The 21177-nt window shown below is 63.4% G+C and carries 18 protein-coding genes; 8 read left to right on the top strand and 10 right to left on the bottom strand.

Going from position 1 to position 21177, the window contains the following annotated elements:
* Window positions 1-183 precede the first annotated feature (183 nt).
* The gene (locus PSTU_RS0107045) at window positions 184-1701 is read left to right on the top strand and encodes a glucan biosynthesis protein G (RefSeq protein ID WP_029404657.1); all 1518 of its coding nucleotides are present in this window, start codon (window positions 184-186) and stop codon (window positions 1699-1701) included.
* Window positions 1694-4279 (top strand): glucans biosynthesis glucosyltransferase MdoH, encoded by a 2586-nt coding sequence (mdoH, locus tag PSTU_RS0107040; protein WP_051127865.1) that lies wholly within the window; start codon window positions 1694-1696, stop codon window positions 4277-4279. Before PSTU_RS0107045 ends, mdoH begins: the two co-directional genes overlap by 8 nt.
* Window positions 4280-4325: 46 nt before the next feature.
* Here the strand turns inward: mdoH and PSTU_RS0107035 are convergent, their stop codons facing one another.
* The 6 genes from PSTU_RS0107035 to PSTU_RS0107010 form a co-directional block, all read right to left on the bottom strand.
* Window positions 4326-4994: a c-type cytochrome gene (locus PSTU_RS0107035; protein WP_029404656.1), complete on the bottom strand. Its 669-nt coding sequence runs from the start codon at window positions 4992-4994 to the stop codon at window positions 4326-4328.
* A gap of 11 nt (window positions 4995-5005) precedes the next feature.
* Window positions 5006-5986 carry a copper resistance protein B gene (locus PSTU_RS0107030; protein ID WP_019340332.1) on the bottom strand — a complete coding sequence of 327 codons (981 nt, stop codon included), beginning with the start codon at window positions 5984-5986 and terminating at the stop codon, window positions 5006-5008.
* Window positions 5976-6305: a hypothetical protein gene (locus PSTU_RS0107025; protein WP_019340331.1), complete on the bottom strand. Its 330-nt coding sequence runs from the start codon at window positions 6303-6305 to the stop codon at window positions 5976-5978. Before PSTU_RS0107025 ends, PSTU_RS0107030 begins: the two co-directional genes overlap by 11 nt.
* A gap of 11 nt (window positions 6306-6316) precedes the next feature.
* Window positions 6317-8155 (bottom strand): copper resistance system multicopper oxidase, encoded by a 1839-nt coding sequence (locus PSTU_RS0107020; RefSeq protein WP_019340330.1) that lies wholly within the window; start codon window positions 8153-8155, stop codon window positions 6317-6319.
* An 81-nt stretch (window positions 8156-8236) separates the two neighbouring features.
* A complete protein-coding gene (locus tag PSTU_RS0107015; protein ID WP_019340329.1) occupies window positions 8237-8680 on the bottom strand; it encodes a DUF411 domain-containing protein in 444 nt (147 codons plus the stop codon).
* 22 nt (window positions 8681-8702) lie between these two features.
* Window positions 8703-8966: a CopZ family metallochaperone gene (locus PSTU_RS0107010; protein WP_029404654.1), complete on the bottom strand. Its 264-nt coding sequence runs from the start codon at window positions 8964-8966 to the stop codon at window positions 8703-8705.
* 218 nt (window positions 8967-9184) lie between these two features.
* Between PSTU_RS0107010 and PSTU_RS0107005 the strand changes: the two genes are divergently transcribed.
* The 3 genes from PSTU_RS0107005 to PSTU_RS0106995 all read left to right on the top strand — a co-directional run bounded on the left by PSTU_RS0107005 (window position 9185) and on the right by PSTU_RS0106995 (window position 11859).
* Window positions 9185-9868, top strand: a complete 684-nt coding sequence (locus PSTU_RS0107005; protein WP_019340327.1) for a heavy metal response regulator transcription factor — start codon at window positions 9185-9187, stop codon at window positions 9866-9868.
* Window positions 9868-11223, top strand: a complete 1356-nt coding sequence (locus PSTU_RS0107000) for a heavy metal sensor histidine kinase (protein WP_029404653.1) — start codon at window positions 9868-9870, stop codon at window positions 11221-11223. Before PSTU_RS0107005 ends, PSTU_RS0107000 begins: the two co-directional genes overlap by 1 nt.
* A gap of 180 nt (window positions 11224-11403) precedes the next feature.
* On the top strand, window positions 11404-11859 hold the full coding sequence (locus PSTU_RS0106995; RefSeq protein WP_019340325.1) for a hypothetical protein: 456 nt from the start codon (window positions 11404-11406) through the stop codon (window positions 11857-11859).
* Between the two features lie 24 nt (window positions 11860-11883).
* On the opposite strand, the gene trhA is transcribed toward PSTU_RS0106995, so the two are convergent.
* The 3 genes from trhA to PSTU_RS0106980 are packed head-to-tail and all read right to left on the bottom strand — an operon-like array spanning window position 11884 to window position 14271.
* A complete protein-coding gene (trhA, locus tag PSTU_RS0106990; RefSeq protein ID WP_019340324.1) occupies window positions 11884-12501 on the bottom strand; it encodes a PAQR family membrane homeostasis protein TrhA in 618 nt (205 codons plus the stop codon).
* A gap of 26 nt (window positions 12502-12527) precedes the next feature.
* Complete coding sequence (locus PSTU_RS0106985; RefSeq protein WP_019340323.1) at window positions 12528-13214, bottom strand: DUF4197 domain-containing protein; 687 nt, start codon at window positions 13212-13214, stop codon at window positions 12528-12530.
* Between the two features lie 52 nt (window positions 13215-13266).
* A complete protein-coding gene (locus tag PSTU_RS0106980) occupies window positions 13267-14271 on the bottom strand; it encodes an AraC family transcriptional regulator (RefSeq protein WP_019340322.1) in 1005 nt (334 codons plus the stop codon).
* A gap of 207 nt (window positions 14272-14478) precedes the next feature.
* Between PSTU_RS0106980 and PSTU_RS0106975 the strand changes: the two genes are divergently transcribed.
* From PSTU_RS0106975 to PSTU_RS0106965, 3 genes are read left to right on the top strand one after another with little or no spacing between them, the layout of a single operon-like run.
* Window positions 14479-16089: an FAD-dependent oxidoreductase gene (locus tag PSTU_RS0106975; protein WP_019340321.1), complete on the top strand. Its 1611-nt coding sequence runs from the start codon at window positions 14479-14481 to the stop codon at window positions 16087-16089.
* A 17-nt stretch (window positions 16090-16106) separates the two neighbouring features.
* Window positions 16107-17837 carry a thiamine pyrophosphate-binding protein gene (locus PSTU_RS0106970; RefSeq protein WP_019340320.1) on the top strand — a complete coding sequence of 577 codons (1731 nt, stop codon included), beginning with the start codon at window positions 16107-16109 and terminating at the stop codon, window positions 17835-17837.
* A gap of 13 nt (window positions 17838-17850) precedes the next feature.
* Window positions 17851-19011 (top strand): L-lactate dehydrogenase, encoded by a 1161-nt coding sequence (locus tag PSTU_RS0106965; protein ID WP_019340319.1) that lies wholly within the window; start codon window positions 17851-17853, stop codon window positions 19009-19011.
* Here PSTU_RS0106965 and plsB read toward each other — a convergent pair.
* Window positions 18999-21177, bottom strand: a 2179-nt coding sequence (gene plsB / locus PSTU_RS20545) for a glycerol-3-phosphate 1-O-acyltransferase PlsB (RefSeq protein WP_019340318.1), incomplete at its 5' end; no start/stop codon positions are given. The two genes, PSTU_RS0106965 and plsB, sit on opposite strands and share 13 nt — an antisense overlap.

Raw genomic sequence — 21177 nt, 5'->3', positions numbered from 1 at the left:
ACAGGCGGCGTGGGATGATTTGCCGCTTTGCTTGGTTTTCCAGTGAATCATTTGCCACTGGAGAAGACCAACGACAGCAAACCGGGCCGCTATGCGGTCAGTGGGAATCGCAATTGCTCAGGAGGCGATGTGTCACGTACCTATCATTTCAAAACAGGCGCTCGCATGGGTCGGGCACTGGGAATGACGTTGAGTCTGTGTCTGGGGCTGTTTGCCAGCAACAGCTGGGCGTTCAGCCTCGATGATGTCGCGGCCAAGGCCGAAAAGCTTGCGGAACAAGGCTATGCAGCGCCGCAGAGCAATCTGCCGCCAGTGTTTCGCAACATGGCCTTTGCCGATTATCAGCAGTTGCGTTTCCGCAGCGACAAAGCGCTATGGCACGACGAGCCGACTCCCTTTGAGGTGCAGTTCTATCACCAGGGGATGCACTTCGACGTGCCGGTGAGGATCAACCAGATCACCTCGAAAGGCGTCGAAAAGATCCGCTATAACCCGGAGATGTTCGAGTTCGGCAAGGTCGAGATTGAACCTGCTGCTCTGGAAAACCTCGGTTTTGCCGGTTTCAAGGTGCTCTATCCATTGAACAAGGCAGACAAGGCCGATGAGCTGATGACGCTGCTGGGTGCCAGCTATTTCCGGGTGATCGGTAAGGGTCAGGTGTATGGGCTGTCTGCGCGCGGTCTGGCCATCGATACGGCGCTGCCGAGCGGCGAGGAGTTTCCGCGCTTTCGCGAGTTCTGGATCGAACGTCCCAAAGCGGATCGCCGCAACTTGGTGATCTACGCGCTGCTGGATTCGCCACGCGCCACAGGCGCCTACCGGATGGTGGTCACGCCGGGCAAGGACAGCACGGTCGATGTCAAAGCACGTGTCTATTTGCGTGAGCCGGTTGAGAAACTCGGTATCGGCGCCCTCACCAGCATGTATCTGTTCGGTGCCAATCAGCCCAGCGAACTGCTCAATTACCGACCACAGCTGCACGACTCCGAGGGGCTGGCGATTCACACCGGTGCTGACGAGTGGATCTGGCGGCCACTGAACAATCCCAAGCGGCTGGCCATCAGCAGTTACGCAGTCGAGAACCCGCGCGGATTCGGGCTGCTCCAGCGCACCCGTGATTTTGGCCGCTACGAGGACCTGGACGACCGCTACGAGCTGCGACCCAGCGGCTGGGTCGAGCCCAAGGGCGACTGGGGCAAGGGCCGGGTGGAACTGATCGAAATCCCCACGCCGGACGAAACCAATGACAACATCGTCGCGTTCTGGGTGCCGGAGCAGCAACCCGAGCCCGGCGAGCCGCTGGACTTCGAGTACCGTCTGCACTTCACCATGGATGAACCGGCGCTGCATGACCCGAAACTTGCTTGGGTCAGCCAGACGCGGCTGTCTGCTGGTGATGTGAAACAGTCCAATCTGATACGCCAGCCTGACGGCAGTACGGCGCTGATCGTCGATTTCGTCGGCCCGAACCTGGCCGAAATGCCCGCGGACGCGCCGGTCTCGACGCGGGTCAGCATTGGCGACAACGCCGAGCTGGTGGAAAACAATCTGCGGCACAACCCGGTAACCAATGGCTGGCGCCTGACCTTGCGTCTGAAGGTGCGCGACCCCAAACGTCCCGTTGAACTGCGCGCAGCCCTGGTGGAAGGCGAGAAGACGCTTTCCGAAACCTGGAGCTACCAGATTCCGATCAGTGAGTAACCTCGTGGAGCCTTCAAATATCGGGCGCTACATCAGCCAGTTGCCGCTGGATGACCCGCAACGCCAAGCGCTGATCCGAGACGTGGAACAGGGCAATGGCGAGCTGGCGGATATTCATCGGGCACTGGGTCAAGCGGTACCGACTGCCAGCGACATCGAACCGAGCGGAGGTGATCTGCTGGGATCGGTCGCCGCTCGCCTGAAACTCGGCTGGGGCGAGACCCTGGAGCGCGCAAAGGCGCTCACTCAGGATCATCAGGGTCGCACCTGCATCGGCTCGACCCCGCCCATTGTGCGCACGCGGATGGTGCCAGAGCCGTGGCACACCAACGTGCTGCGGCTCAGCTGGTGGCGCTTGCTGAACAAGAAGAATCGTACGGTGGAGCTGCCGCCTGCGCAGTCCGTTGATCGTTCGGGCTGGCGCAAGGTGGCGGCCTATCGCCGTGCAACATTGCTGATATTGATGCTGGTGCAGACTGTTATCGCGACCTGGCACATGAAATCGGTGCTGCCGTATCAGGGCTGGGCGCTGATCGATCTGCAGGAGGTGTTCCAGCAGCCGCTGCAGGAGTCGGCGCGGCAGATCCTGCCTTATGTCGTACAGACGAGCATTCTGCTGCTGTTCGCGCTGTTGTTCTGCTGGGTGTCGGTGGGCTTCTGGACGGCGCTGATGGGCTTCATTCAGCTGCTCAAGAGGCATGACCAATACAACATCTCGGCGACGACCCTTGGCGATGAGCCGATCCCGCGCGAGGCGCGCACGGCGCTGGTGATGCCAATCGCCAACGAGGATGTGCCGCGCGTATTCGCCGGATTGCGCGCGACGTTCGAATCGCTCAAGGCGACGGGGCAGATGGAGCACTTCGACATTTTCGTGCTCAGCGACAGCAATGATCCGGATACCTGCGTCGCAGAGCAGAAGGCCTGGCTGGAGGTCTGCCGGGAAGTCGACGGCTTCGGCCATATCTTCTATCGGCGTCGCCGTCGTCGGGTGAAGCGCAAGAGCGGCAACATCGACGACTTCTGTCGCCGCTGGGGTAGCAGCTACCGCTACATGGTGGTGCTCGACGCCGACAGCGTCATGAGCGGCGACTGCCTGACCAGCCTGGTGCGGCTGATGGAAGCCAATCCCGGTGCCGGCATCATCCAGACGGCGCCAAAGGCATCGGGCATGGACACGCTGTATGCGCGCATGCAGCAGTTCGCCACGCGCGTCTACGGCCCGTTGTTCACGGCCGGGCTCAATTACTGGCAGTTGGGCGAGTCCCATTACTGGGGCCACAACGCGATCATCCGGGTCAAACCCTTTATCGAGCACTGCGCCCTGGCGCCGCTGCCGGGCAAGGGCGCTTTTGCCGGCGACATCCTGTCCCACGACTTCGTCGAAGCGGCGCTGATGCGTCGTGCCGGGTGGGGCGTCTGGATTGCCTATGACCTGCCCGGCAGCTACGAGGAGTTGCCACCGAACCTGCTCGACGAGCTCAAGCGCGACCGTCGCTGGTGCCACGGCAACCTGATGAACTTCCGGCTGTTCCTGGTTAAGGGCATGCACACGGTGCACCGCTTCGTGTTCCTGACGGGGGTAATGTCCTACCTGTCGGCGCCGCTGTGGTTCGTCTTTCTGGCGCTGTCGACCGGGCTGCTGGCGATTCACACGCTGATGGTGCCGGAGTACTTCCTGCAGCCGAATCAGCTGTATCCGCTGTGGCCGCAGTGGCACCCGCAGGAGGCCATTGCGCTGTTCTCGGCGACGCTGACGCTGCTGTTCCTGCCGAAGCTGCTCAGCGTATTGCTGATCTGCATTCAGGGCGCTCACGAGTACGGCGGGCGTGCTCGCCTGTTGCTGTCGATGCTGCTGGAAAGCTTGTTTTCCATGCTGGCCGCGCCGGTGCGCATGTTGTTCCACACGGTATTCGTCAGCGCCGCGTTTCTCGGCTGGTCGGTGCAGTGGAACTCACCGCAGCGCGCCGATAATGCGACACCCTGGAGCGAAGCCTTGCGCCGACACGGTCCGCAGATGCTGCTGGGTGTGCTCTGGACCGCGCTGGTGGGCTGGCTCGATCCCGCCTTTCTCTGGTGGCTCGCACCGATCGTGGTTTCGCTGATCCTGTCGGCGCCTGTATCGGTGATCACCAGCCGTACCGGCCTTGGGCTGGCTGCGTTTCGCCGCAAGTTGTTCCTCATCCCCGAGGAGTTCCAGCCGCCGCAGGAACTGGCGTCGACCGACCGCTACACGCGGGAGAACCAGGCTAACGCGCTGGCGAACGGCTTTATCGCGGCCACTGTCGATCCGATCTACAACGCGCTGGTGTGCGGCATGGCGCGGGCGCGGCATGCCAAGGTGGTTGCGGGTGCCGAGTCGCTGCGTGAACAACGTATGCGGCAGATCCTCGATGCGGGGCCAAACGGGGCTGCCGAAGCGGCTCGCTGGCGCTTGCTGAACGATCCGGACGGCATGGCGCAGCTGCATTCGCGGGTCTGGCAGGATCAGCGCTATCAGGCGTGGCGCGACGCCTATCGCCCGTCTGACTTCGGTAACGCGTCGAGCAGCGAAACAGTCGCAGCATCCCAGGGCTAAACCGAAGGCTCCGCGGCGCCTGAGCCAGATGCCGCGGAGCAGTCGGTCAATGAACGTGATCGCTGCCGTCGGCGTGACGGTGGATGTCAGGCTTGGGCTCCGCTGCCTGATGGTGGTTTCCAGACGAGTGCATGTCGCTATGGTGATCGTCTTTAGCCACGGGCGCAGCACTGGGCATGTGAGTTTCCCCACCACCGTGATGATGACCACCGCTCGTCGCCACCAGCGCCTTGTATTCCATGGCCGTCAGCTTAGGCAGTTGCTCGAGCAGCGCGACCAGCTCCCAGATGTAGCGGTCTTCCATGCTCCGGCCCCATGCAGGCATACCGGAGGCTTGAATCCCGTGTTTGATCGTCCAGAAATCCTCGGCCGGGTCGCGCTTGCGGTTTGCGTCCGTCAGATTCGGCGGCGCCGGGCTGAGATTTTCGCTCAGCTCGGTCGGTCCGGTACCCGGTGCGAGATGGCAAACGACGCACATGGCTTCGTAGTTGCCAGCGCCTGAGCGAATGAGTTCGGCATCGCCCAGTTCCGGCACCTCGATAGCTTCGGCACGGACCGCCACGGAGCGCTGACGGGTGGTCTCCAACAGCGCGTGGATCGGCCCGCTATGCGGCACGTCGGCTCCGACGTTGACGACGCCGAAGTACACCACGGCCGCAGCGGCCAGCACCAATGCCACTGCAGCCAATAGCAGTGTCGTCAGGGTTTTGAGCATCATCCATTACCTCAGAACCAGAATCGGATACCCGCCACCAGGCGAGCCTCGCTTGTATCTTCACCCTCAGCCCGCTGCAGCTCGGCGCTGTTGCCGTAAGCCCGGCTCCAGCTGACGCCCACGTAAGGCGCGAACTGTCGGCTGATCTCATAGCGCAACCGAAGCCCGACGCTCGCGTCGCTGAGCCCGGAGCCGATGCCACGGGATTCGTCCGTGCGTCCATACAGATTCAGCTCGGCGGTGGGCTGAAGCACCCAACGCTGCGTCAGCAGCAGGTCGTACTCGGCTTCCAACCGGAGCGCGGACTGACCGCCCTCGCCGAGGAACGCCGTGGCTTCGGTTTCCAGCCCGTACAGTGGCATTCCCTGAACGCCGAATGCCGCCCAGGTTTGCGGCGAGCCGGGTTCGAAGTCCTGGCGGACACCGGCAACGGTTTCCCACCAGGGGCCGATTGCATGGCTCCAGAGCAGCTGCAGTTCGGCTTCTTCGGTATGCCCATTGGTTCGCTCGCCTTCCGAGCGAAAGGCCAGCCGTTCGATGTCGCCGCCAGCCCAACCACTCAAATCCCAGGCTAGCGTGCTGCCGGCGTCGGCGTCCTGCCATTCCAGTTCGTCGGCGACGAACATGAAGTGGCTGCCGCCCTGATGCATGCCGTGTTCGGGCAGGTCGGGAAACGCCGCCTCGATGTCAGCGGGACTAAGCGTCGGGACAGGCGGGCGACTTGCCTCGCCTGGCGGGATCCCCGTTGGGGGTGGATGCGGCATGGCGTGGCCTGAATGGTCCATTGCTCCATGATCCATAGCTTCATGATCCATCATGCCGCGGTCCGATTGCGTGTGGCTCGGCTGCGAGTGGTTCTGACCGTGACTTTCAGCGGGAACGGGTGCAGCCGGTGAGTGGCCGGCATGACCGGAGTGGTCCATCGCTTCCTGCGCCTGGCTGGTCGCCGCAGCCAGGCAGAGCGCGCCTAATAGCGCGAGCTTAATGGTCATGCTTCGGGCTCTGATCGTCACGCCCTTGGGGTTGATGAGGCGCTGAACCCATGTTGCCGTGGTCCATTTGCCCGGACCCCTTGTGCTGCTCATGCATCTGCATCATCTGGTCGTGATCCATGCTGCCGTGGCCCATCCCGTCATGGTTCATCATGCCGCCTTGCGGCTTCTGCGGGTGACCAGCCTCTGGGGCGGCGTGCTGCGGCGGGGTTTCAGCCGGATGGTGACCGTCGTGCTCGGTCTGTGCCTGCAGAGCGGTCAGCGGCAGGGCGGCAAGTAGGCCGAACACCAACAGTGAGTTGCGCTTGAGAATGCTCATGAGGTTCTCCTTTATTCTTCGACCCGGACTTCGCGGAACATCCCGAGGTCCATGTGCATCAGCATGTGGCAGTGGTAAGCCCAGCGCCCGAGTGCATCAGCCGTGACGCGATAGCTCCGCTTGGAGCCGGGAGGCATGTCGATGGTGTGCTTGCGTACCTGAAACTGGCCGTGTTCATCCTCAAGATCGCTCCACAACCCATGCAGGTGAATGGGGTGGTGCATCATGGTGTCGTTGACCAGCACGAAGCGCACCCGCTCGCCGTACGTGAGACGGATCGGCTCGGATTTCGCGTAGGGGATCCCGTCGAATGACCAGGCGAAGCGCTCCATATGACCGGTCAGGTGCAGCTCGATGGTGCGCGTCGGCTCACGGCCGTCCGGGTCGGGGAAGGTGCTGCGCAGGTCAGCGTAGGTCAGCACGCGGCGGCCGTTATCGCGCAGGCCGATACCCGGATCATCCAGCTTTGGCACTGGCATCATGGTTTGCATGTCGACCAGCGGATTGCCCTTTTCACTGGCAGGGTGGGTCTGCATCTGGCTGCTGGCCATGGCATCGCCAGCGTGGCCCATTGCCGAATGGTCCATGCCGCCCATGCCTTCCATGCTCGACGGTTGCATCTGGCTGTGGTCCATCTTGTCATGGTCCATCTGGCCGTGCTGTGGAGCTTCGTGCTGCATCGCCGGCTGATCGTTGCCCGCCGCATGTGCGCCGTGATCGCCATGCCCCATGTCTTCCATGCTCAGCTCAGGGCGTGCGTCGGGCTCTGGCACCGGCGCGCTCAGCCCCTGGCGAAGGGCCAGGGTGCCACGGGCAAAGCCGCTGCGATCCATCGATTGGGCGAACAGGGTATAGGCGTCCTGACCGCCATCCGGCGTGACGATCACGTCGACCGTTTCGGCGACCGCCAGGCGCAGTTCATCGACCCCGACCGGCTCGACGTTCTGTCCATCTACAGCCACAACGGTGAGCTTCAGGCCCGGAATGCGGAAGTCGAAATAGGTCATGGCCGAGCCGTTGATCAGGCGCAGCCGTACCCGCTCGCCCGGTTCGAAGACGCCGGTCCAGTTGCCATCCGGTGCCTGGCCATTGAGCAGGTAGGTGTAGGTTTCGCCGCTGATATCGGCGAGGTCCGTCGGCGTCATCTTCATCTTTGCCCAGGCCCAGCGATCGCCAACGGTTTCGCGCCAACCCTGCTCGGCCACGTCATTGATGAAGTCGCCGAGGGTTCGCCGCCCGCGGTTGTAGTAATCCGATTGCTTTTTCAGTTTGTCGAGTACGCGGGCTGGGCCTTCACCGGTCCAGTCGGTCAGCATCACCACGTAGTCACGCTCGTACTCGAACGGGTCGGGCTCGAGCGGATCGATGACCAGCGGCCCGTAGACGCCGAGCTGTTCCTGAAACGCCGAGTGGCTGTGGTACCAGTAGGTGCCGCTCTGTTTCACGCGGAAGCGATACTCGTACATTCCATCCGGTGCGATGCCAGCAAAACTGAAGCCGGGCACGCCATCCATGTTGGCCGGTAGCAGGATGCCGTGCCAGTGGATCGACGTATCTTGCGGCAGGCGATTGTGCACTCGCAGCGTCACGGTATCGCCTTCGCGCCAGCGCAGCAGAGGGCCGGGAATACTCCCGTTGATGGCCATCGCAGTGCGCTCGCGACCGCTGAAGTTGACCGCCAGCGAGTCGATGTTCAGGTCGAACTGCGTTCCGGCCAATACGCCCTGGTCACCGGTCTGGTGAGGACGCGCAACGGCCCACACTGGCTGGCGCCAGATGCCTAGCCCGGCGACAACGCCTCCTGCGGCCAGACTTTTGACGAAGGTACGGCGCGATGATGTACGGCGCATGGAGATCCTGTTTTGCTCAGCTCTGATTGCAAATGCGTCTGCCTGCGCCAAGGCAGGCAGACGCAAAGCTCGCGGCCAGATTCACTCTGCCGGGTAGCTTGCCAGCACCAGATCGGTGCCCTCGGCGGTCAGCCCGATGACCTGATAGGCCTGTGCTGGCTGGCCATAATCCATCCCGGGCGAGCCGGCAGGCATACCCGGCGCAGCCACACCAAGCAGGTCGCGGCGTTGTTGCAGCTCGCGGATCTGCGCGACCGGCACGTGACCTTCCACGAATTTGCCGTCGATCACCGCGGTATGGCACGAGCCCAGCCGCGGGGCCACGCCCAGACGCTGTTTGACAGCCGACATGTTGCTTTCAACATGGTCGCGAACCTCGAAACCATTGGCCTGCAGGTACTTGACCCAGTCCTTGCAGCAACCGCAGTTGGCGTCCCGGTGCACGTCGATCACATCGGCGGCATGGACGCTGCCGGCCATCAACAAGGCGGCAATGAATGCGAACTTGGGTTTGATGAAACGCATGACAGCACTCCTGAATGAAAAATCAACGGCAACCGCAGCCGCTGCCACAGCCTGTCTTCGGCGCCGCGGCGGGTGTGGTCTGGCTCGTGAGCTGAGCGGGGTAGCCGGCCTCGTTCAGGGCGGCAATCAATGCAGCGTTATCGGCGTCACCATCGATGCGAACCCGTCCACTTTGCAGATCGACCTCGACCGCCTCGACGCCGGCGATGGTGTTCAAGGCCTGGGTGACGTGTCGAACGCAGGCACCGCACGTCATGCCTTGAACCTGAAGCTGGGTTGAATTCATGAGAAGCCCTCTGTAGATGCCGGCCAGTCCGGCGAGGCTGATCATCAACCTTGCCCTAATGGCAAGGTCAAGGTGTTGCCTCTGACGCTTCGTCTGGCTGTCAACATAGCCTGAATCGGCTTTCTGCAAGCTGAGCGGAACATTATTTTTTTGTCAGCTTGTGGTCCGTCCGAGGTGTTGCCGGCAGACTTGGATGACGGATAGAGAGGACGAGCCGAATGAAGCTTCTGGTTGCTGAAGACGAACCGAAAACCGGAACCTACCTGCAGCAGGGCCTGAGCGAGGCAGGATTCTCTGTCGATCGCGTCACCAGCGGCACCGACGCCCTGCAGCACGTGCTGAGCGCGTCCTACGACCTGCTGATCCTGGATGTGATGATGCCGGGTCTGGACGGCTGGGAAGTGCTGCGTAGGGTTCGAGCTGCGGGGCAGGAGGTGCCGGTGTTGTTCCTGACCGCACGTGATCGCGTGGAAGACCGGGTCAAGGGCCTGGAGTTGGGCGCGGATGACTACCTGATCAAACCGTTCGCCTTTTCCGAGCTACTGGCGCGGGTGCGAACCTTGCTGCGCAGGGGCAGCGCCGCTGCCGTGCAGATTCAACTGAGCATTGCTGACCTGGACGTGGATCTGCTCAAGCGCCGTGCAGTCCGTGCCGGTCAGCGCATCGACCTGACTGCCAAGGAGTTCGCCCTGCTGGAGCTGCTGCTGCGTCGCCGCGGCGAAGTACTGCCCAAGTCGCTGATTGCCTCGCAGGTCTGGGACATGAATTTCGACAGCGACACCAATGTCATCGAGGTGGCGATTCGCAGGCTTCGCACGAAGATCGATGAGGGCTTCGAGCCCAAACTCATCCATACATCGCGCGGCATGGGCTACATGATCGACGAGCCGGACCCAGCATGATGAAGCAGTTGTCGCTAACCGCCAGGCTGAGCCTGATGTTCATGCTCGCGGTCACAGGCGTGCTCGGCGCGGCGGGCTTCTTTTTCTTCCAGTTGAGTCAGCACCACTTCGACGAGCTGGATCGGCATACGCTGGAAGACAAGCTCCAGGCCAGCCGACAGCTGCTGAGGGGCCTCGATGATCTGGCCGGGTTCGACGCGCTGCGGCCGCAACTGCAGGCATTGCTAGGCGGGCATAGCGACCTGGCGGTGCGGATAGTCGATGCCGAGGGTCAGGTGCTGTTTGCCGCCAGCGGCGCCGCCTACGCGGTAGAAACACATGCGCATGGTTCGGTCAGCGCAGACATGCCGCGGGTGTGGCGTCGCAGGGCTGCCGTCATCGAGGTGGCGGGTCGTCCGCTGAGCATCGAGTTGGCGCTCGATATCACCACGCAACAAGTCTTCCTGAACACGCTGGCGGGATGGCTCTGGGGCGCGCTGGTGCTCTGTGCGCTGCTCAGCGGCGGGCTCGGCTGGCTATTGGCACGTAGTGGGCTGCGGCCGTTGCGCGAGGTGACGCTGGTGGCGGCATCGGTGTCGGCCAAGTCGCTGACCGAGCGCATTCCGTCCGAGTCGACGCCGGCGGAGTTGCAGCAGCTGGTGCTGGCGTTCAATGCGATGCTGGCGCGGCTGGAGGACGCCTTTGTGCGGCTGTCGAACTTCTCGGCCGACATCGCCCACGAGCTGCGCACGCCACTGTCCAATCTGATGACGCACACCGAGGTGGTTCTGACCCGTGCGCGCAGCCGCGAGGACTACCAGGAAAACCTGTATTCCAATCTGGACGAGCTGCGCCGCATGGCGCGGATGATTGACGACATGCTGTTCCTGGCAAAAGCCGATAACGGACTGGTGGTTCCCGAACGGCAGCCGATCGAACTTCGCGCGCTGTGCGAGAAATTGCTGGAGTTCTACCAGCTGACCGCCGACGAGCAGCGTATTCGCTTCGTGTTATCTGGCGATGCGCGTATCCAGGGAGAGCCCGCCATGCTGCATCGCGCCTTGTCCAATCTGCTGTCCAACGCGCTGCGCTATACGCCCGGCGGTGGCGTGATCCGGCTGGACATCGAGGCGAGCGAGCGAGGTGTGTCGCTGAAGGTTGGCAACCCGGGGGCAAGCATTGCTGAACAACATTTGCCGCGACTGTTCGACCGTTTCTATCGCGCCGATCCGGCGCGCCGTGAAGGCAGCCCAAACAATGCCGGACTGGGTTTGGCGATTACCCATTCGATCATCGAGGCGCACCATGGCGAGGTCCATTGCAGCAGCCGAGACGGCTGGACATCGTTCGATATCCTGTTCTGGCCAGGTGACTGATACCGCCGGGGGACGCTGGCTTGAGCCAGGCTTACAGAGCATGATGGCTGCACGCTCTCAGCGGCGACCAACTACCCGCACTGGCCAATCCAGGCTGTACGTGTTTGCATCAGGACACCGCTTGACGTGCACCTTGCCGGCTATCCTGCTCGGCAATCAAACGCGGCGGATGGAGGTGGTATGAACATCGAACGATGCGAAGACCTGATCGACTGGACCTGCCAGGCTCATACCCGGCTCTTCGAGTGCATGACAGACGCCGCCGATGAGCGCAGCGAGTCATTGGCCAAGATGCTGATGGTCTATCTCGCCCAGCATGAGCACGAGCTGACCCACACCATTGCACGGATCAAGGAGCACGCCGATCCGCGCGCCCTGCAAGCCCGACTGCATGAGGCGGTAGAGGACCAGCGCCTTGCGCTGGACTTCGATAGCGAAGCCTATGCACAGATGAGCGTCGACGATATCTCACGCGAGGTGTTCGCCATTCACAACCGGATCATCGACCTGTACCGCTTGTTGGAAGGCCGCCCGGGGCTGGACAAGGCGCGTGAGCTGCTCGACGAAATGCTTCAACTCGAAGAGCACGAGACCATGCGTCTGGCGCAGCAGGTCAATCGGATGCATGAGCTGTGACAGGCGAACCTGGATGAGTCGCCGTCATACCACGTAGCGCAGGATGGCCACGAAATGCAGCAGGCTACCGGCCATGACGAACAGGTGCCAGATGCCATGCCAGTGGCGAAAGCGCTGGTCGTAGGCGAAGAAGATGATGCCGACCGTATAGGAAACGCCGCCGGCTACCAGCCAGCCGAAACCGGCGGTGCCGAGTGCGGCAAGCAGCGGCTTGACCGCCACCAGCACGATCCAGCCCATGACGGCGTAGATGATGATCGACAGCACCCGCGCTTCCGACCTTGGCTTGATCTCCTGCAGCATGCCGATGATTGCCAGTGACCAGACAATCCCGAACAGCCACCAGCCCCAGCTGCCGCGCAGCGTGACCAGGCAGAACGGTGTGTAGCTGCCGGCGATCAGCAGATAGATCGACAGGTGATCGAGCTTTTGCATCACCGCTTTGGCGCTGCCACGGACGCTGTGATAGAGCGTCGAGGTGCTGTACAGCAGGACCAGGGTGAACCCGTAGATAGCGACGCTGACGATTTTTGCGAGGTCTCCATCCATGGCTGCAAGCACCAGCAACCAGACCGTCCCGATCAGCGCCAGCACGCCACCTGCCAAGTGCGTCCATGCGTTGAATTTTTCCCCGTGATACATCGTTGCGCAGCCTTGAAGCCTTTCGATCAGTTACCCATCAGCATGCCGAACACTTTTTTTGCCGCGCTCGTTGCCGCCTGCGCAGGGTTCTGGCGAATAGCCGCTTCCTGCTCGGCGATGACCGCGAACAGGCCATCGAGCGCCTGTTCGGCCACATAGCCCTCGACAGTGCCGTACCTGGAGTCAATCGCGCCCAGCCCGGATGCCTTGCCAGCCAGCGCGTTGTACTGCTGAGCGACGCCGACCTTGTCGGTGGCTTGCTTGATGATCGGCATGAACTTGGTACGGATCTCGTCACGGCTGGTTTTGTTCAGGTACTGCGTCGCCGAATCGTTGCCGCCGGCAAGAATGGCCTTGGCGTCGGCAACCGTCATCTTTTTCACCGCCTCCAGCAGCAAAGCCTGCGCTTGGGGAACGGCCGCTTCGGCGGCTTTGTTCATGCCGGTTTCCAGCTCCTCGACCTGAGCGCCCATGCCCATCATCTTCAACATGCGAGAGGCCTTGCCGATGGTGCCAGGCAGCTCGATGCGCAGATCCGGATCGTTGCTGAAACCTCCAGGCTGCCCGAGTTGCTGGACGGCCACTTTGGTGCCCTGGCTGAGCGCATCTTTGAGGGCTTTGCTGGCGTCGCCCTGGCTGAGATCGGACAGCGAAAGCGCGAATGCGCCGGCAGACAGCAACAGGCCGGCGATAAGAATAGCGATGCGGCGCATGAACAGATCCTCTGACAGTGATACGGCGAGCTTAGCAGGTCTCCCGGACGCGCTATGTGACGTTGAAATGTGCCTTGCGCCATTGCTGCGGCGCCACTCCGCTCCAGCGCTTGAAAGCACGGGAGAAGGCCGTCTCGTCGGCGTAGCCCAGGTGCAGCGCCAGATCGGTGATCGATTGCGCGGAAAGCCGCAGTTGCTGGCGCGCCTCGTCGTAGCGAACCTCATCGAGCAGGCTGCGAAAGCTGTGGCCCTGGCGTTGCAGCGCCAGTTGCAGGCTGCGTGGGTGTTGGCCTAGCAGGCTGGCGACCACCTCCAGTCGGGCCTCGCCGGTGGAGAGGATTGACTGCAGGATGTAGCGCGTGCGCTCGACGTGGTCCGTCGGCAACTGCGAGTTGTGGCGAAACTGTTCGATCAGGTGCGACTTGAGCTGGCTGCGCTGCTCGACCGGACGCAGGGTAAAAATGTCAGCGTCGGTGACGAAACCGCTGCAAGGCCGCTCGAACAGCACCGGGCAGGGAAACAGCCGCGCATATTCCTGCGGCTCGCCCAGCGCTGCATGGCTGATCAGTAATTGGCGCGGTTGCCATTCAGTGGCGAACAGCCCGGCCATGGTGCGCTGGGTCACGCCCAGGCCCAGCTCGCGCAGCTGGCGCAAGTCCACCGGCTCCTGCAATTGCAGGCGGTACTCGACCCGCAGCTGCTCGCCTTGCGTCTGCAGATGCAGCGAGATGCCCTGCGCATGCAGGTGCACGTACTGCTGGGTAAGCTTGAGTACCTCGGCGAAGCTGTCTGCCTGCGCCAACAGCAGGCCGAACGGGCCGAACACCAGGTAGTCATGGTACTCGCTCAGTTGCAGGCCGAAGCTCGGCGCCGGGCCTTCGGCGGCGGCCAGGTTGAGTGCCTGGGCAAAGCGCGCGTAGGGCACATAGAGATCGGGACGGCGCAGTACCAGTGGGTCCAGCTCGCAGCGGCGCAGCAGCTCGTGAGGGTTGAGGCCATGGCGGCGACACAGGCTGTCGAAGCCGATAAATACGGCGCTGCGGGCGATCTGGGTCATGCAAGCGGTCCTGAAGGGTGTGCGGCGCCTGTGGGAGCGGCTTCAGCCGCGGAATTCGCGGATAAATCCGCTCCCACAAAAGCAATGAAGTGTTCACTACTTCTGCCAGATAGTCACAATATGTCAACTTGGTGTTCGTGAAATGTCAGGCTGGATTGGGAGCATCAGCCTAGTCTCATGGTGTCGCTGTGTATGCCAGGAGGCCCCATGAGCGCTGTGCTTCATCGTTGTGAAACCCTGGTGATCGGCGCCGGGTTGGCGGGAATCAGTACGGCGCTGGAACTGCTCGAGCAGGGCCGCAAGGTGCTGCTGCTGGATGCAGGGCCGCGCAGCCATTGCGGTGGCCAGGCCAACGATGCCTTCGGTGGCATGCTGCTGTGTGGCACCCCCGAGCAGCGGCGCAACAAGGTGCAGGATTCGCCGCAGCAGCTGCTGGAGGACTGGCTGCGCGTGGCCGCCTTCGAGCCCGACGATAAATGGGGCCGGCGCTGGGCTGAGCACTATGCCGAGCGCAACAAGGCGGATATCTACGACTGGCTGCGCCAGCGCGGCGTCAGCTTCTTTCCGGCGGTGCAGTGGGTCGAGCGCGGCAATTTCGGTGATGGCAACTCGCTGCCGCGCTACCACGTGGCCTGGGGCTGCGGACGCGGGATTGCGCAGACGCTGGCCCGGCAGCTGTTCGAGTACGACGGCCTGAGTGGCCTGTTCGAGCATCGCGTGCTGGGGCTGGAAATGCGCAATGGCGCTGTGGTGGGTTGTCATGGGCGCAGCGCCGAGGGCGAGTTCCGTATCGAGGCCGAGCACGTGGTGGTGTGCAGCGGCGGCATCAACGGTGACCTGGCTAAGGTGCGTCAGCATTGGGACCCACTCTACGGTCCTTTTCCCGAAAACATCCTCAACGGCACCGACCCGCGCGCCGATGGCGCACTGCATGAGCAGGTCCAAGCGGTGGGTGGCCAGGTGGTCAAGCTCGGGCGCATGTGGAACTACGCCGCCGGCATCGCCCATCCCGAACCGCAGTATCCGCAGCATGGCCTGAGTCTGATTCCCTCGCGCTCGGCGCTCTGGCTCGACGCCACGGGCCGGCGTATCGGCCCGCAGCCGCTAGTCGGCGGTTTCGATACCCATGACCAGTGCAAGCGCATCGGCCATCTGCCCGGTCAGTACGGCTGGCAGCTGCTGAACTGGCGCATCGCGATCAAGGAAATGGCCATCTCCGGCACTGACAGCAACCCGCACTTTCGCGACCGCAAGCTGCTGCGCCTGCTGTGGCAGTTGTTCACTGGCAACCGTGAACTGGTGCGCTGGATGATCGACCGTTGCCCCGACGTGCTGACTGCCGAAGACCTGCCGCAATTGGCCGGGCGCATGGCTGCGCTGGCGGGCGATGGTCGACTCGACCCCTATCTGCTGGACGCCGCGATACAGCGCTACGACGCCGGTATCCGTCGCGGCCCGGCGCTGTACAACGACGAACAGCTACGCCGTCTGCAGCAACTGCGGCAGTGGCGCGGTGACCGTCTGCGCACTTGTCGCGTGCAGCCGATCCTGGATTCCGGCGGTGGCCCGCTGATCGCCATCCGTACCCGGCTGATCAGCCGCAAGAGCATGGGTGGGATGCTTACCGACCTGCATTCGCGGGTGCTCAACGCCCAGGGCAAACCGGTAGCGGGCCTGTATGCGGCGGGGGAGGCAGCGGGTTTCGGTGGGGGCGGCATCAGCGGCATTCGTTCGCTGGAGGGCACCTTTCTCTCCAACTGCATCCTCAATGGCCGGCGCGCCGCGCAGGCTATCGTCGGCTACGCATCGCACACATAAGAACAAGGAGCACCACCATGAAGAAAAGCGGCGCCGCACTGGCACGTTTCGCCCTGGAACAACTGGGCGTCAGCCACACCTTCGGCATTCCGGGGGTACACAACACCGAGCTGTACGACGAGCTGAACGCCTCGGACAGCATCCAGCCGGTGCTGGTGACCCACGAATGCGGTGCGGCCTTCATGGCCGATGCCTTCAGCCGCACCGGGTCGAGTATCGGCACCCTGGTGATCGTGCCGGCCGCCGGCGTCACCCATGCCGCCAGCGGCATTGGCGAGGCGGGGCTGGACGGCATTCCCATGTTGATCATCTCCGGCGGCATCCACAGCGAAAGCGGGCGGCGTTACCAGCTGCACGACATCGACCAGCACGCGCTGCTGGCGCCGATCACCAAGGCGACGTTCCGCATTCTCAGCCATGCCGAAGTCATTCCCACGCTGTACCAGGCCTACCGCATCGCCACCGGTGGCGAGCCGGGGCCGGTGTTCGTCGAGCTGCCGTACAACATCGGCAATTTCCTCGGCGAAGTGGCTGAGATGCCACCCTTCGTCACCGAGGCGCTGCCACCCAGCCATGACCCGGCGCAGCTGCGCGAAGCCGCGCGATTGCTGGTCGAGGTGCGCCAGCCCGGCCTGTTCCTAGGCTGGGGCGCGGTGGGTGCGCAGGCGGAACTGATCGAGCTGGCCGAGTTGCTGGGTGCGCCGGTGTGCACCACTTTGCAGGGGCTCAGCGCCTTTCCGGCCACACATCCGCTGCATGTGGGCATGGGTTTTGGTGACTACGCGGTGCCGGCGGCGGCCAATGCCTTCGCCGAGTGCGACTGCCTGCTGGCGGTGGGTACGCGCTTTGCGGAAATCCCCACCGGCAGCTACAGCATGCCGGTGCCGAACAACTTGATTCACCTGGACATCAACCCCCGGGTATTCGACGCCAACTACCCCACGCGCATCGCCTTGGTTGGTGCGGCGGAACAGTTGATTCCGGCTTTGCTGGTCGAGGTGCGGGCGTTACTCAGCGAGGCGCCGGCCAGCCCGCTACCCGCGCGGATCGCTGCTGACAAGGCAGCCTATGTGAAGGAATGGCTGCAGCACGACAGCCGTGGGCGGGTGAACCCGGCGGCGTTCTGCCAGACCCTGCGCGCGCAGTTGAACGACGAGGCCATTGTGGTGGCCGACGATGGCAACCATACGTTCCTGCTGGCCGAACTGATGCCCATCCATGGGCCGCGCGGCTTCATCTCGCCCAGTGATTTCAACGCCATGGGCTACTGCGTACCGGGGATGATCGGCGCCAAGCTGGCCAATCCCGACCGGCAAGTGGTGGGCGTGGTGGGCGACGGTGCGCTGCGCATGACAGGACTGGAGCTGGTCACCGCCAGCAGCCTGGGGTTGGGTGTGGCACTGTTCGTGTTCAGCGACGGCGAGCTGTCGCAGATCGCTCAGGCGCAGGAGATTCCCTACAACCGCAAGGCCTGCACGGTGCTGCATCCGCTCAATCTCGCGGCGCTGGCCGAGGCCACCGGCGCGGCCTTCGTCGCCATCGAGAGCAACGAGCAGTGCATGGATGGCATCACCCGCGCCATGGCGCTGGCCGGCGAGGGCAGGCCAGTGCTGGTCGACGTGCGCATTGACTACAGCAAGCGCACGCGCTTCACCGAAGGCGTGGTCAAGGCCACCCTCAAACGCTTCACGCCGCGCGACAAGGTACGGGTGGTGAGCCGTGCATTGTGGCGTCGGGTGACCGGTTGAGGAGGGTGATGCCATGAGCCACCGTCTGGCTGCCAGCTGCGATGATTACCGGCGTCTGGCTGAACGCCGGCTGCCGCGTTTCCTGTTCGACTACATCGACGGCGGTGCAGGTGACGAGCACACCCTGGCCGCCAACAGCCGGGACTTCCAGCATGTGCACCTGTGTCAGCGGGTGCTCTGCGATGTGGACAATCCCGATACCCGCTGCGAACTGATCGGCCAGCCTGCGAGCATGCCCCTGGCGCTGGCGCCGCTGGGCATGGCCGGGCTCTACGCACGCCGTGGCGAGGCCCAGGCCGCGCGCGCGGCGGCTGCGGTTGGTGTGCCGTTCAGCCTGTCCACCGTGGGCATCTGCTCGCTGGCCGAGGTGCAGGCGGCGAGTGCGAACAAGTGCTGGTTCCAGCTCTATATGCTGCGCGACCGCGAAGCAGTGCAGGGCTTGCTACAACAGGCGCAGGGCAATGGCTGCGACATCCTGCTGCTCACCGTGGACCTGCCGGTTGCGGGGATTCGTCGGCGCGACATCCGCAACGGCATGCTCGACCCCGGCTGGCGCGGCAAGTTGGCCAAGGCCAGCCAACTGGCGCAGCGACCGGGCTGGCTGCTGGACGTGGGCATTCGCGGCAAGCCTCACCATTTCGGCAGTCTCACCGATCAGGTGGCCGACCCCAACGACCTGAGCGCCTTCAAGGCCTGGCTGGACGCGCAATTCGATCCCTGCGTGACCTGGGATGACATCCGCTGGCTGCGCCAGCAGTGGCCGGGCAAGCTGATCCTCAAGGGCATTCTGGAGCCGGACGACGCATTGAAAGCGCTCGATTGCGGCGCAGACGGCATCGTTCTCTCCAACCACGGCGGGCGTCAGCTCGATGGCGTTTCTTCCACTATTTGTCAGCTGCCGGCGGTGGCCGAGGCGCTCGACGGGCGCTTGCCGATCCTGCTCGACGGCGGCATTCGCAGCGGCGTGGACATTCTCAAGGCGCTCGCCCTGGGTGCCCAGGGCGTGATGATCGGCCGCCCTTGGGCCTGGGCCCTGGCTGCCGGCGGCGAGGCAGCCGTCGCGCAGCTGCTGACCGGCCTGCAATGCGAACTGGCGGTAGCCATGGCGCTCTGTGGCGTGAAGAGCCTGGCCGCTATCGATGGCAATCTGTTGGCGCGTGATCAGCGCGGCTGATCACCCTCCGGTTGCTCGAGCGGTGTTTCCTCCTCGTGCCGTTCCAGCGCCACCTGGCGGATCGACAGGCGAATCTCGGCCGGCAGCACGCGCTTGGCCACGCCTTCTGCCAGCTCGCCGAGCTTGTCGTGGTGCCCGAGCTTGCCGGCTTCGTCCTGATGCAGCACGCCTTCGTCCTGCAGGCTCTTGATGAAGTGGCGGAACAGGCTCTTGTCGAAGAACTCCGGTGCGTTCAGGCCGTGCAGGATCGATAGCCGCTGGGCCATCACCGTGCAGAGCGTCTCCAGCTCCTCGGCAGTGAGACTGTGCTGGCCGCTGTTGAGCAGCAGCGAGATCGCCATGTAGAAGCGCTGCAGCGTTTGCACGATGACCCGCGCCAGCAGCGTCAGCAGCACGAACTGCCGCGAACTCGGCGCTGGGCGTACATAGGTTTCGCCATCGAGTTTCAGCAGACCCTGCTTGACGAACGCTGCCAGCCATTGGTCGATCACCGCCTCCAGCTCTTCCGGCTCCCAGCGCATGAACAACTCGGCCCGCAGGTAGGGATACAGCGCCAGGGTGAAGCGCAGGATCTGCTCGCGGCTGATCCGTGAGCTGCTCTGGAAGAAGCTCGCCAGCAGCGCCGGCACGGCGAAAATGTGCATCACGTTGTTGCGGTAGTAGGTCATCAGGACGGCGTTCTGCTCGTCCAAATAGAGGATGTTGCCCAGCGCATCCGTTTGCTCGGCGAGCAGGCCGAGGTCCTTTACGTAGTCGATCAGCGCCTCGCCGTTGCCCTCCGGCAGCGTCGTATGGGGCGAGTAGGGCACGGCGCGTAGCAGGTTCTGGTAAAGGTCGAGGATGCGTGCCAAAGAACGGCGATCCAGCGCCTGGCGGCTGGTGGAGAGCATGGCCAACGCGACCAGATTAACCGGGTTGACCGCCGCAGCTTCGTTGAGACGCTGGGCGATGCGTGTGGCGAGGCGATTGGTGGTTTCGCTGAGCCATTCGGGGCGGTAAACCGGCGCCAGGTTCTGCTGGCGCCAGCCGGGTTGTTCCCCATCGAGAAACTCGTTGAGCCTGAGCGGTTCGCCGAAATTCACCCAGACCTGACCGAAGTGCTGCTTGAGCGCGCCGATGACCTTGAAGATGTCGAAGATCGACTCCTTCTTCTTTTGTGCGCCGCGCAATTCGCCCAGGTAGGTGCGGCCTTCCAGCACGCGTTCGTAGCCGATGTAGACCGGCACGAAGAGGATCGGTAACCGCGGCGAGCGCAGGTAGCTGCGCAGGGTGATCGCCAGCATGCCGGTCTTGGGTTGCAGCATGCGCCCGGTGCGCGAGCGGCCGCCTTCGACGAAGTACTCCACCGGGAAGCCACGGCTGAACAGCGTGTGCAGGTATTCATTGAACACCGAGGTGTACAGCGGGTTGCCCTTGAACGAGCGACGCATGAAGAAGGCCCCGCCACGACGCAGCAGGCTGCCGATCACCGGCATGTTCAGGTTGATGCCAGCGGCGATGTGCGGCGGCGTCAGGCCGTTGCGGAACAAGAGATAGGACAGCAGCAGGTAGTCGATATGGCTGCGATGGCAGGGCACGTAGATCACTTCGTGACCCTGCACCGAATCCTGGATCTGCTCGATGTGGTTGACGCGGATGCCGTCGTAGATCTTGTTCCAGAACCAGGACAGCACCACCTCGAGAAAGCGCACCGCGGTGTAGGCATAGTCCGAGGCGATCTCGTTGCCGTAGCGCAAGGCCTTGGCCTCGGCTTTTTCGATGGAGATGTTCTCCCGTTCGGCTTCCTCGCGGATCGCCTGGCGCACCTGCGGTGCATGTACCAGGCCCTTGACCAGGTTGCGCCGGTGCGACAGGTCGGGGCCGATCACCGCGGTCTTCTGGTTGCGGAAATGCACCCGCAGCATGCGATGGGCCATGCGTAGGGTGCGTTCGTGGCCCTTGTTCTGTGCCACCAGTTCACTGAGTTGGATCGGCGCGGAAAACTGCACGCGGGTCTGGCGCCCGAGCATGACGATGCTCAGCAGCCTGCGCAGCCGTCCGGTGACGGCCCAGCTGTCGGCAAACAGCAGCTTCCAGGCGCTCGTCTCGCGATCCGGCGAGCGACCCCAGAACACGCTTACCGGGATGATCTGCGCATTGTCCACTGCGTTCTGTTCCAGAGCGCCG

Source organism: Stutzerimonas stutzeri SDM-LAC (assembly GCF_000235745.1).
Lineage (GTDB): Bacteria > Pseudomonadota > Gammaproteobacteria > Pseudomonadales > Pseudomonadaceae > Stutzerimonas > Stutzerimonas stutzeri_H.
Note: the sequence above shows the minus strand (reverse complement) of the source record. Positions and strands in the feature narration are given on the sequence as shown.

Coding starts and splice junctions, on each gene's coding strand:
- PSTU_RS0107045 (WP_029404657.1), top strand. CDS start 184: ATGACGTTGAGTCTGTGTCTGGGGCTGTTTGCCAGCAACAGCTGGGCG.
- PSTU_RS0107035 (WP_029404656.1), bottom strand. CDS start 4,994: ATGCTCAAAACCCTGACGACACTGCTATTGGCTGCAGTGGCATTGGTG.
- PSTU_RS0107030 (WP_019340332.1), bottom strand. CDS start 5,986: ATGACCATTAAGCTCGCGCTATTAGGCGCGCTCTGCCTGGCTGCGGCG.
- PSTU_RS0107025 (WP_019340331.1), bottom strand. CDS start 6,305: ATGAGCATTCTCAAGCGCAACTCACTGTTGGTGTTCGGCCTACTTGCC.
- PSTU_RS0107020 (WP_019340330.1), bottom strand. CDS start 8,155: ATGCGCCGTACATCATCGCGCCGTACCTTCGTCAAAAGTCTGGCCGCA.
- PSTU_RS0107015 (WP_019340329.1), bottom strand. CDS start 8,680: ATGCGTTTCATCAAACCCAAGTTCGCATTCATTGCCGCCTTGTTGATG.
- PSTU_RS0107010 (WP_029404654.1), bottom strand. CDS start 8,966: ATGAATTCAACCCAGCTTCAGGTTCAAGGCATGACGTGCGGTGCCTGC.
- PSTU_RS0107005 (WP_019340327.1), top strand. CDS start 9,185: ATGAAGCTTCTGGTTGCTGAAGACGAACCGAAAACCGGAACCTACCTG.
- PSTU_RS0107000 (WP_029404653.1), top strand. CDS start 9,868: ATGAAGCAGTTGTCGCTAACCGCCAGGCTGAGCCTGATGTTCATGCTC.
- PSTU_RS0106995 (WP_019340325.1), top strand. CDS start 11,404: ATGAACATCGAACGATGCGAAGACCTGATCGACTGGACCTGCCAGGCT.
- trhA (WP_019340324.1), bottom strand. CDS start 12,501: ATGTATCACGGGGAAAAATTCAACGCATGGACGCACTTGGCAGGTGGC.
- PSTU_RS0106985 (WP_019340323.1), bottom strand. CDS start 13,214: ATGCGCCGCATCGCTATTCTTATCGCCGGCCTGTTGCTGTCTGCCGGC.
- PSTU_RS0106980 (WP_019340322.1), bottom strand. CDS start 14,271: ATGACCCAGATCGCCCGCAGCGCCGTATTTATCGGCTTCGACAGCCTG.
- PSTU_RS0106975 (WP_019340321.1), top strand. CDS start 14,479: ATGAGCGCTGTGCTTCATCGTTGTGAAACCCTGGTGATCGGCGCCGGG.
- PSTU_RS0106970 (WP_019340320.1), top strand. CDS start 16,107: ATGAAGAAAAGCGGCGCCGCACTGGCACGTTTCGCCCTGGAACAACTG.
- PSTU_RS0106965 (WP_019340319.1), top strand. CDS start 17,851: ATGAGCCACCGTCTGGCTGCCAGCTGCGATGATTACCGGCGTCTGGCT.